This window comes from Pseudomonas sp. LB3P25, from assembly GCF_054897985.1.
Genome location: NZ_CM142711.1, coordinates 5,540,165 through 5,552,448 on the forward strand (window position 1 = coordinate 5,540,165; position 12,284 = coordinate 5,552,448).

4 protein-coding genes are annotated in these 12,284 nt (G+C 60.5%); 3 read left to right on the forward strand and 1 reads right to left on the reverse strand.

From position 1 onward, the window contains the following. The first annotated feature begins 24 nt into the window (after nt 1-24). The gene (locus ACYZTW_RS25495; RefSeq protein WP_462002288.1) at nt 25-3,372 is read left to right on the forward strand and encodes a WD40 repeat domain-containing protein; all 3,348 of its coding nucleotides are present in this window, start codon (nt 25-27) and stop codon (nt 3,370-3,372) included. A 509-nt stretch (nt 3,373-3,881) separates the two neighbouring features. Further along, nucleotides 3,882-4,238, forward strand: a complete 357-nt coding sequence (locus ACYZTW_RS25500; RefSeq protein ID WP_462002289.1) for a DUF6124 family protein — start codon at nt 3,882-3,884, stop codon at nt 4,236-4,238. 176 nt (nt 4,239-4,414) lie between these two features. Here ACYZTW_RS25500 and ACYZTW_RS25505 read toward each other — a convergent pair whose 3' ends face one another. After that, on the reverse strand, nt 4,415-10,294 hold the full coding sequence (locus tag ACYZTW_RS25505; RefSeq protein ID WP_462002290.1) for a retention module-containing protein: 5,880 nt from the start codon (nt 10,292-10,294) through the stop codon (nt 4,415-4,417). A gap of 591 nt (nt 10,295-10,885) precedes the next feature. Here ACYZTW_RS25505 and ACYZTW_RS25510 point away from each other — a divergent pair. Beyond that, a complete protein-coding gene (locus tag ACYZTW_RS25510; protein ID WP_462002291.1) occupies nt 10,886-12,244 on the forward strand; it encodes a TolC family outer membrane protein in 1,359 nt (452 codons plus the stop codon). The last annotated feature ends 40 nt before the right edge of the window (nt 12,245-12,284 follow it).

Consider the following 12,284-nt stretch of genomic DNA (forward strand, 5'->3'; position numbering starts at 1 on the left):
CATCCCCCGGCAGGAGTGCCCGTCATGCTCGTTCAAGCCCTGAAAAACCTCTACCCCCTGGCCTTGCTCGATCCGGAAATCCCCGGTGCCATCGAACTGCCGGACGGCAAAGGCATCAACCTCGCGGCCGCGCGGCTCAACTTCCCCGACAAGGGCCTGAAGGTCCGGATCCCCATCTGGGCGAACAAGAGTCTGGGCGATAAGGTTGAGCTGCTGCTCAACAACAATATGGTCGATCAACAGACCATCACCGACCCCGTCGAACTGACCGAACGCTCAACCCTGTTCATTGCCCCTAACCGGCTTCTGACGGGTCCGTGGGAACTGGCCTACCGGGTGAAGCGACTCAGTCAGCAGTGGGAACTGTTCGCGCCGCCGCTCAAGCTCCACGTCAAACTCGAAGTGCCCGGCGGCCAGGACATCGATCCGGACTACGGGCATTCCGAGCTGTACATGACCTTCTTCCCCCCGAAAATCGTCCAGGATGGTGTGGACAAGGACAGCGCCAAAGACGGCGTGGACATCATCGTCCAGGCCAAACCGGGCAGCAACAGCAGCCAGCCCTACCCCAACATTGCCGTGGACGACGTGATCACCGTGAGCTGGGGTGGCAAACGGGTGCAGTCCGATCCGGTCAGCCAGGCCCAGATCGACACCCCCTCTGCCAATCCCATCAAGATCCACGTCGACGAAGCCACCATTCTGGCAGCCAGTGACTCCGGCCCCGAAGGCCTGGCCGTTACGTTCATGATCCGCGACCGGGTGCTCAACCAGTCCGAAGACTGGTGCAAGGAAACGCGCATCGTCGTCGACACCGGCAACTCGCGACTGGATGCGCCGATCCTCGATCAGGCCGACGGGGACGTGCTCGACCTGGACAAGCTGAACGATGAACAGCTGCTGCTGCAGGTCTGGGCCGCGTCGGCCGAGTTTCAGCAGAATGACGTGATCATCATGAACCTCAGGGGCACTACCCTTGACGGCGAGACCATCGACGTCAAGGTGCGTCAGAGCGTCGAGAAAAAACCGCCGACCGTGGTCGAGGTGCTGCTGAGCAACACCGGCGCCCGTGCGCTGGCGAAATCCCAGGCCGTGTTTTCCTACGAGCTGGAGCGCGCAGGCACCGTCATCCAGCGCTCCAAGGGCCGCTTCATCACCATCGTCGGCGAACCCACTCGCCTGGCGGCGCCCATCGCGCTGGACGACCTTCAGGGCGCCATCGATCCCGACCTGCCCAGCACCCGCATCCGGATTCCGTATGATCCGCTCATCACGTCCGATAATGCGATCGAACTCAAATGGTTCGGCTCCCGGCCCGACAGCACCACCTACGACCCGGAACTGAAGTGGTTCCCTCCCAGCGAAGAGGAAGCCGATGATCCCGAGGGTTTCATCGTCACCGTCGAAGGCAGTCACCTCAAGACCCTCGAAGGCGGCACCCTGGATCTGTCGTACAACCTGCTCAGCGACGAAGATGGCACTATCGTCCGCCGGCCGTCCCTGCACGCCGCGCGGCTGAACATCGGCGAGCCGCAGTTCGAGTTGGTCAAGCCTGTCGTCCTCGGTGAGAAGGACGGTGCGCTGGAGCCCAAAGACCTGCCCAACGGCATCGGCAAACTGACCGCGCCGCGGCCCGTCGCCAACCCGAGCAAGTCCGGGGACATCGTGACCTACACCTGGGTCGGCGAGGCCAGCGGTACCAAGGAGGACTTCAAAAAACTCAATGAACTGTCCAGGGACAAGGACGTGGACTTCACCCTCAACACCGCGTTCGTTGCCGAGCACATCGAGCCGAACCGCGGGAAGAAGGTGACGGTGAGTTACCGGATATGGCGGGCCGAAACGAACACAACCAGTTATTCGAATGTGTTGGAGTTTGTCGTCGGTGAAGCGGTGGCGCTGGATCCTCCGACTATCGAGTCGGTGAAGGGTTTGCCCAGTGGTGACGAGATTGCCCACCAAACCTCTACCCGGGAGCGCACGTTCGAGTTCAGCGGCAAGGCGGCCGCAAATCGCCGGATCGAGCTCAAAGACACAGGCGCTTTCAAACATACAATCACTGTAACGCCGACGGGAGGCTGGACACAGACCCTGAATGACCAGCCGCTGGGACCTCACCGTTACACCCTGAAAGCGCTGTACGGTAATGAGCCGGAATCGGATGAATGGGCGATCACCGTCACGCCGGAGACGGGAACCACGCTGGAGTTCGTTAATGCGCCGTATGTCGTCGCGCCGGACGCGCTTCTCACCTATATCGAGTTGAAAGCGGTTGATGTGAACGGTGAGTTTGTCAAAGAGACGCCGATCCATGTGACTATTCCCGAAAACTTTAGCTATGCAGATGGCAGTACCGGCCGACGGGAATTCAAGACTGATTTGTTTGGTCAGGTTGTCATCAAGCACGTGAAAGGGCCTGACGCACCGGCAACAAGTTACACCCTCAAGGCTGAGCTTGAGGGTAAAGAGATTACTGCGAAACTGGATGTAACGGCGCGAGGAAAAATCGGGGAGTTGGATATTAGTTTCGTTTCAAACCCCATCGCGGTGAGTCCGGACGGTACTAAAATTTGCGCAAGCGAACCGGGTGCAGGCACTAAATTCATTGTCATAGATGCCCAGACCTTGCAGGTAAAAGGGAGCCATGTGAAACAGCTATATGGAGACCACTTGGCCATCGGACCCGACAGCAATCAGGTCTTTATCACTAGTGTTTCTGGACCAACCGAAGCGTTAATCATCAATTTGGCAACGGAAGAAAAAACAGTAATTCGGCTGGAGAATACCAACCGAGGGCAATGCGTTTGGAACTTGGATGGAACTAAAGTTTATTTCATGAAGAACCCCGGCCTTGAAAAGTTTGATATCTTGCTTAATCGTGAAGAGAGGGTTCATCCGGGCGCTCACTATTCAGACTCGATTCTACTTAGCCCCGACGGTAGACGTATATTCACTATCTCCTCTTGGGCTTCACGTACACGTAGTTACGACGCCGTCAGCGATACGCTCATTAAGGAGGGGTCAACAAGCGATGAAATAAAAAGTGCTGTAATCAGCCCGGATGGAAAGCATATCTATTGCAGCAACGCTTTAAGGCAAAAGATAAAAGCTCTTGAAACCACCAACTTATCCGAAACTCGCTCGATCGATAGCTTCAAACCGGGCCCTATAGTTATCAGCCCAGACGGTCAATTGCTCTATGTTGGCAGTGGGGACGCTAAAGTACGGATTCTCAAAACCGAAAACTTTCAATTGATCACGACTTTTGATGTTGCAGACAACCCGAGGAGTCTTGCCATCAGCCCTGATGGTTCCCGCCTCTATATAGCCTATGAGAACAAAACAGTTATTACGGCCATTCAGATTGAGTAATCAGAAAAGTCAGAAAAGTCAGAAAATGGAACGTATTTATTTATCTGGGGGGGAAAAGGGGACGCATTTATTTATCTCGCGTGTCCGAAAGATCGCCGCCTTCGGCAGCTCCACAGGAATCGCGTACACCTGAGCTGCCGCAGGCTGCGATCTTTTGATCTTAAACGGCGATGTTTAAAGGACATCTCAGGATACTCCTTCAGCCTACGCATCCTTGCGTCGTCGCCTACGACTGCGCCAGAATCCGCCGGCTTGTGCGCCTAGGGGCCGGGCTCTATCGTTTGCCGGTCGCTGAAAAACAGCGATCGGGTTTGGTAGCCCGGTTGACTTAGTGCATAGCACGCCTGATGCAGACCTTTTGCAGTCTGTATATTTATGGTGGCCATGCGCAGGGCGCCTTCGGACGCGCCGGTTTTCCAAGTCACCGGTCTACCAACCCGCGTATGGCCACCACCTCTTCGTTTGGTAGCGAAAGTGATGGCTCTCTTTTCTGATTTGGAGATTCATCCATGTTCAAGATCACACCCAACCCGCCAGAAACCGACGACGTTTCGCCCTACGAAACCAGCGATCCCAAAAAGCTCAACAACGCCGCCGACCGCGCCCTCGACTACTACCTCAAACCGGTCATTCCCAAAGACACCCCACGCAAACCGAGCACGATCTATTTCATTGCCCCTGAAACCGATGACGAAACCCTGCTGGTCAACGCCTGCGAATCCATGGCGTCGGCCAGTGTAATGCTGAGTAATTTCGCGGGATTGATGGAGGGAACGCATCGCAACACGTTGCTGGGGATTCAGCAGGTGGTGATGCTTGGGGAGCTGGCGGTGAATCGGATGCTGGACAGGATCGATCCGCAGTAATCGCGGCAATTAAAAGATCGCAGCCTCGTTTCACTCGACAGCTCCTACAGGGTGAACGCTATCCCCTGTAGGAACTGTCGAGTGAAACGAGGCTGCGATCTTTTGATCTTTCAACCCCAAACAAAACCGCCATTCCCTTCACAGGAATGGCGGGTTTTGTCGTTTCAGCCGTCAGCTCACACCGTATCCACCTTCAACGAATGATCATTGAGCATGCCATTGATGATCGTTGCCGTGTCATGCCCGCCCGCAACCACCCCACCCGCCCCCGGCGTGACGCCGTAATGGCTGGCCAGGTTCACACCCGCCAGGTCGATAGTCTGATTCGGCGCAGCGCCGGCCATGGCGCTGACGTCGATGCTGGTGACCAGTGACTCACCGCTGCCGGTGACTTTGAAATGCAGGTAATCATCCAGCGAAGCTGCCGTGCCGTTTTCCCCTTGCAGCAGTTGCGACAGGTCGAGTTTGTCGGTGCCCGGTGTGAAGTCGGTGACCACGTCGTGGCCGCTGTTGCCTTTGAGCCACTGGAAGGTGTCGGCGCCGCTGCCGCCAGTGAGGGTGTTGTCGCCCAGACCGCCAATCAGGAAATCATCACCGCCCCCACCGTTGAGCATGTCGTTACCCAGGCCGCCGTTGATGAGGTTGCTGTGGTTGTCGCCCGTCAGGGAATCGTTGAAGTTGGAGCCGGTGAGGTTTTCGATCGCCGTCAGGGTATCGGTCCCGGCGCCCACGGTGTTCTGCGGGGTGAGCAGGCTCAGATCGACGGTGACGCCGGCTGTGGCGTGGGCATAGCTCGCGGTGTCGACGCCGGTGCCACCGTCGAGCAGGTCGTTGCCCGCGCCGCTGAACAGCAAGTCATTGCCGGCGCCGCCGTGCATTTCGTTGTTGCCGGAACCGGCGGTGAGCACGTCGTTACCGTCTCCGGCATTGATCACGTTGTTGCCGGTGCCCGCCACCAGTACATCATCGCCCGCCGTGCCGGTGAGGGTGTGGCCGTCCTGATAGGTGATGGTCACGGCGGCGCTGTCGCTGCCGCCATGGCTGTCACTGGCGGTGTAGGTGCCGTGGGCATCTGGCGCAATGTCGTGGGCCCCGGCGTAGTTGACGGTCATGGTCAGTTGATAGTTTTCCGCCCCCTTCCCACTGTTGCCCGGACCACCGTTGTCGATGTTGGTGACGTGAATCTGGTAGGTGCCATCCGACGTTGCGGTGAGGGTTTGCCCGTCCGCGAGGGCGATCCATGCGCCGCCGTTGAGCGAATACTCCATGGTGATGTGACCGGCCGCCAGGTTGTGGTCCAGGTTGAGGGTTTCACCCTGTTTGAGGTCGACGGTGATGCGGTCCTCATCGTGGGAGTTGCTGCCGACCGACCCCAGCGCCCCGCTGACTACCAACACCGCCGTCATGGCTGCCGTATTGGCGACGAATGCATTGCGGGCGATGGTTACCGCCTGCTCATTACCGCCGATGAAACTGAAGTTTTGATTGGTGCCGGTGAAGTCCGCACCTTTGGAAATCCAACCGGTGTTGACGGTGGTCGGCGAAGCGGTCAGCGGATCGCCATTGGGGTCGGTGTCGTTGACCAGCAACAACTCGCCCGGCACCACGACGCTGCCCGACAGCACGTTGGTGATGACGTGATCATCGACCGCCACGGGTGGCGCGTTCGTCAGCGTCGAGCTGGCCAGGTCGCCGTTGTTGTCGCTGATGCAGCTGTTATTCACGTCGATGGTGACGGTGGTGGTGCTTTGGTCACCGTCGGCATCGCGCAAGGTGTAGGCGAACGTGTCGCTCGCCCCGGGGCCGCTCACGGCGTTCGGGTTGCTGTGGTACACCGCGTTGCCCGCGGCGTCCAGCGTCAGGTAACCGTAGGTGCCATTGATCTGGGTGTTGAGGCCGCCGATGACCGGGGTCGAGGTGTCTGAACCGGCGCGCACGCCAACCACGCCACCGCCGGCGGCGGGGCCATCGGCACCGACGACGTCATTCCACAGCACGTTGCCACTGACGGTCCCGCCCTCACCGACCGAGGTCGTGTCAGGTTTGGCGGTCGGCAGGTCATCGACGATGTTGATCACGATGGTGCTGGTGGTGCTGTTGCCCAGAGCATCGGTGGCTTGGTAGGTGAAGCTTTCGCTGAGGGTGTTCGCGCCATCGTCGGTGTGCGGCGTGGTGCTGGGTGCCGAGGTCAGGGTGTAGGTGTAGGTGCCGTTGGGGTTGAGCAGGATCTGGCCGAAGGTGCCGGTGGCGCTGCCGATCAGGGTGTAGGTGATCGCGCCGCTGGCGCCGCTGACCGAACCGACCAGCGTACCGCTGGCGGTTTCGCCGGTATGGCCCGGCTCGCTGCCGGTAACGGTGCCGGCCGCCAGGTCCTGGCCATCCTTGTTCAGGTCGAGGGCTTTTTCGTAGACCGTCACGTCGCTGTCGCTGACCGCTTTGATGCAGCTGTTGTTCACGTCGATGGTGATGGTGGTGGTGCTTTGGTCACCGTCGGCATCGCGCAAGGTGTAGGTGAACGTGTCGCTCGCGCCGGGGCCGTTCACGGCGTTCGGGTTGCTGTGGTACACGGCGTTGCCCGCGGCATCCAGCGTCAGGTAACCGTAGGTGCCATTGATCTGGCTGTTGAGGCCGCCGATGGCCGGGGTCGAGGTGTCTGAACCGGCGCGCACGCCAACCACGCCACCGCCTGCGGCGGGACCATCGGCACCGACGACGTCATTCCACAGCACGTTGCCACTGACGGTCCCGCCCTCACCGACCGAGGTCGTGTCAGGTTTGGCGGTCGGCACGTCATCGACGATGTTGATCACGATGGTGCTGGTGGTGCTGTTGCCCAGGGCATCGGTGGCTTGGTAGGTGAAGCTTTCGCTGAGGGTGTTCGCCCCATCGTCGGTGTGCGGCGTGGTGCTTGGCGCCGACGTCAGGGTGTAGGTGTAGCTGCCGTCGGGGTTGAGCAGGATCTGGCCGAAGGTGCCGGTGGCGCTGCCGACCAGGGTGTAGGTGATCACACCGGCCGCGCCGCTGACCGAACCGACCAGGGTACCGCTGGCGGTTTCGCCGGTATGGCCCGGCTCGCTGCCGGTGACGGTGCCGGCCGCCAGGTCCTGGCCATCCTTGTTCAGGTCGAGGGCTTTTTCGTAGACCGTCACGTCGCTGTCGCTGACCGCTTTGATGCAGCTGTTGTTCACGTCGATGGTGATGGTGGTGGTGCTTTGGTCACCGTCGGCATCGCGCAAGGTGTAGGTGAACGTGTCGCTCGCGCCGGGGCCGTTCACGGCGTTCGGGTTGCTGTGGTACACGGCGTTGCCCGCGGCATCCAGCGTCAGGTAACCGTAGGTGCCATTGATCTGGCTGTTGAGGCCGCCGATGGCCGGGGTCGAGGTGTCTGAACCGGCGCGCACGCCAACCACGCCACCGCCTGCGGCGGGACCATCGGCACCGACGACGTCATTCCACAGCACGTTGCCACTGACGGTCCCGCCCTCACCGACCGAGGTCGTGTCAGGTTTGGCGGTCGGCACGTCATCGACGATGTTGATCACGATGGTGCTGGTGGTGCTGTTGCCCAGGGCATCGGTGGCTTGGTAGGTGAAGCTTTCGCTGAGGGTGTTCGCCCCATCGTCGGTGTGCGGCGTGGTGCTTGGCGCCGACGTCAGGGTGTAGGTGTAGCTGCCGTCGGGGTTGAGCAGGATCTGGCCGAAGGTGCCGGTGGCGCTGCCGACCAGGGTGTAGGTGATCACACCGGCCGCGCCGCTGACCGAACCGACCAGGGTACCGCTGGCGGTTTCGCCGGTATGGCCCGGCTCGCTGCCGGTGACGGTGCCGGCCGCCAGGTCCTGGCCATCCTTGTTCAGGTCGAGGGCTTTTTCGTAGACCGTCACGTCGCTGTCGCTGACCGCTTTGATGCAGCTGTTGTTCACGTCGATGGTGATGGTGGTGGTGCTTTGGTCACCGTCGGCATCGCGCAAGGTGTAGGTGAACGTGTCGCTCGCGCCGGGGCCGTTCACGGCGTTCGGGTTGCTGTGGTACACGGCGTTGCCCGCGGCATCCAGCGTCAGGTAACCGTAGGTGCCATTGATCTGGCTGTTGAGGCCGCCGATGACCGGGGTCGAGGTGTCTGAACCGGCGCGCACGCCAACCACGCCACCGCCTGCGGCGGGACCATCGGCACCGACGACGTCATTCCACAGCACGTTGCCGCTGACGATGCCGCCCTCCGCTACCGAGGCCGTGTCGGCATGGGCGGTCGGCACGTCATCGACGATGTTGATCACGATGGTGCTGGTGGTGCTGTTGCCCAGGGCATCGGTGGCTTGGTAGGTGAAGCTTTCGCTGAGGGTGTTCGCCCCATCGTCGGTGTGCGGCGTGGTGTTTGGCGCCGAGGTCAGGGTGTAGGTGTAGGTGCCGTTGGGGTTGAGCAGGATTTGGCCGAAGGTGCCGGTGGCGCTGCCGACCAGGGTGTAGGTGATCACGCCGGCCGCGCCGCTGACCGAACCGACCAGGGTACCGGTGGCGGTTTCGCCGGTATGGCCCGGCTCGCTGCCGGTGACGGTGCCGGCCGCCAGGTCCTGGCCATCCTGGTTCAGGTCGAGGGCTTTTTCGTAGACGGTCACGTCGCTGTCGCTGACCGCTTGGATGCTGCTGTTGTGCACGTCGATGGTGATGGTGGCGGTGCTTTGGTCACCGTCGGCATCGCGCACGGTGTAGGTGAACACGTCGGTCGCACCGGGACCGCTCACGGCGTTCGGGTTGCTGTGGTACACGGCGTTGCCGTTAGCGTCCAGCGTCAGGTAACCGTAAGTGCCATTGATCTGGCTGTTGAGGCCGCCAACGGCTGAGGTCGAGGTGTCGGAACCGGCACGCACGCCGACCACCGCGCCCCCTGCGGCGGGGCCATCGGCGCCAGTGACATCGTTCCACAGCACGTTGCCACTGACGATGCCGCCCTCCGCGACCGAGGTCGAGTCGGAGTGGGCGGTCGGTAGGTCATCGACGATGTTGACGTTGATTTGCCCGGTCGCCGTACTGCCGTCCGTATCGGTGGCGACGACGTCGAAATTCTCGGTGATGCTGTTGGCGCCGTCACCGGTCGGATGGATTTCATTGTCGTTGAGGGTGTAGCTATAACTCACAACCCCCGTGGCCGGGTTGTAGCCGGTGACGGTCAGGGTGTTGCCCAACGGGGTGGTGATCGTCTGCGGGAAGCCGGCGGCAACGCCCCCGCTGATCACGTTGACCCCGCCAATGCTCAGGCTGTTCAGCCCGTCAGGAGCAGACACGCTGAACGTGCCGGTCTGGGTCAGTGCCCCAGGGTTGGGGGCCGAACCGTCGGCCAGGTTGGCCTCATTGAGGGTCAGTTCGCCCCCCGCCACCGACAGGCCGGTGAGGGTAACCGGATTGTTCGGCACATCAGGAACAACCGGTGCCACAGGAACAACGCCTGTCCCTCCTGAACCACCTGAACCTCCTGAGCCGCCTGAATCACCTGAATCACCTGCCCCACCAGCACCGCCAGCACCGCCAGCACCGTTGTCGCCGTTGTCCGGGTTACCCGCAAGACGTTCCAGGGGAAACTCGGGAATGCCGTTAAAACCTGCGGTTGGAAAACCAATGGTTGGATCGACCCGTCCCCCCACCTCTTCGAGCATGACGAACGTGTGGCCGCCGCCCAGTGCACCGCCGGGTGCGCCGGTGGAACCCGGTCCGGCCGCCGTGGCGTCAGCGGTCTGGGTCGGGTCGTCGCCGGCAGCGATCGCTTTTTGCAATTGCTCAACATCGGTCAGTTGCGCCTGAGTCGGCGTCACCGCTTCAGCGGTGTCGACATGGGGCGCCTGATTGGCAAGTAACTGAGAAGTCATTTGCAGGCTGCTGTCACGCCCGACGGTCAGTTCCTGGCCATTTTGCAGATGCACCGCCACCGCGCCTTCGGCCCCGGTGACCAGTTGATCGCCGGCGAACAATCGATCCCCCTCGACCAGCGCGCGTCGGGTGCCATCGCCCGCGACCGCGAACACCTGACCAATGACCTTACTGACAGTACCGATGAGCGTAGCCATGTGCACTTCCTCCGCTGCCAACCGCTGTCGGCATCCTGTTTTTGCGAAGATCGTGCTCATGGCTCCAACGGGTTGCCTGGCGCAATCGCCTGCTGGCAGCGGTTACCTGAAGTAAGCCGCTGCCCTGGCGCCGTTCTCGCCAAGCGTGTCGCTCGCGGGCGACGTGTCTGCTGCGGGATAAAACCCTATGCAATCAATGGCATCGGGATCCACTTGCGCAACAAATAGCCCTTTGAGCGATGCGTAACGGTTTTGATCCACCAAGGTGACAAAAAACCGTCACCAAAAAACCGTCCGCCTCCCTCCCCTCCAGCACTTCCCCGCCCTTTATCGATATGTGGTTTTGAACTTTCCTCAAGCCCTGTTGAGCGCCCTAACGCTCATAAATCAAGGGCTTTCGGAGTGAACAATGTGCTGGATTTTGCAGAGCGCATAAGTTTTTTTTGGCATAAGACTTATGAAAAATTCTTCTATGGTTCTCTCTAAAATGTTCTTAGCTCTGTTGTTACAAGCATGAAACAGTTTTCACTATAAATGCCGTCAAATATTTGGCGACTAATAAGCACCATTAGGAATCAGGGAGAGGCACCCATGCGCGTATTAACCCCCCTATGCAGCGCAATTCTGCTGGCGATGGCCTGCACTTCTCAGGCTCAGGCCATGTCATTGACGGAGGCCATCCAGAGCACCATCGCGACCCACCCGGAGTTGGCGTCGCGGGTAGACAGCCGGCTCTCGGCCGATGAGCAAGTGAAAGTCGCCAAGGGGGGCTTTTATCCATCAGTTGATCTGAATGCCGCCTACGGGCGCGGGTACAGCGATAACACCAACACCCGGGCATTCGGCAATCACCACACCGAAATCCTGACCTACACCCAATCGGAATTGCGCCTGCGGCAGATGCTCTTCGACGGTTTCAACACCGCCAACGAAGTCCAGCGCACCAAAGGCGTGGTCAATTCGCGGGCCTATTACGCTCAGGGCACCGCTCAGGATCTGGCCTTGCGCACCATCGAGGTCTACCTCGAAGTGCTCAAGCGCCGCGAACTGGTGACCCTGGCCACGAACAATCTGCAAGCTCACATGCGGGTCAACGATCAGATTGGTCTGCGCACCCAGCGCGGTATCGGCAGCAACGCCGACTCCGACCAGTCCGTCGCTCGCCGCGCACTGGCGCAAAACAACCTCGATACCGCTGAAGTCGATCTGGCGGATGCCGAGTCGAACTTCTACGCCGTCGTGGGGCGCCTGCCCGATGAACTCGAAGCGCCGCCCTCGACCCGCGGCGAACTGCCCGCCACCCTGCAGGAAGCCCAGCAAAGCATGGTGGAAAACAACCCGTACCTGAAATCCGCCCAAGCCGATGTGCAATCGGCCGAGAGCCAGTACGAAGTTGCCAAGTCGCCGTTCTACCCTCGTTTCGACGCCGAAGCCGCCGTGGGAGCGAACAACAACGTGCAGGGCGATGAAGGCCACGACAACGAATGGCGCGTGGGTGTGGTGATGAACTACAACCTGTTCCACGGTGGCAGTGACAAGGCTCGTCTGGCCTCCGATGCGCACCAGATCAACCAGGCAATGGACATCCGCAACAATGCCCTGCGCCAACTCAACGAGAACATTCACCTGGCCTGGAACGCCATGGTCAATGCCAAGAAACAAACCCCGACCGCCCGCGAATACGCGGATACCAGCCGACGCGTGCGCGTGGCGTATCAGGACCAGTTCGGCCTCGGTCAACGCACCCTGCTCGACCTGCTGGACAGTGAAAACGAGCTCTACAACGCCAACCGCCGCTACACCGAAGTGCGCTACACCGAGGAGTTCTCGATGTACCGCGTGCTGGCGAACATGGGTCAGTTGCTGAGCAAACAACGGGTGGTGTTGCCCGCCGATGCGATTGCCTCCACGGAAGTAAAAAACGAAGCCCGTTTGCCTGAACTGAAGTAACCCCTGTAGGAGCTGCCGCAGGCTGCGATCTTTTGATCTT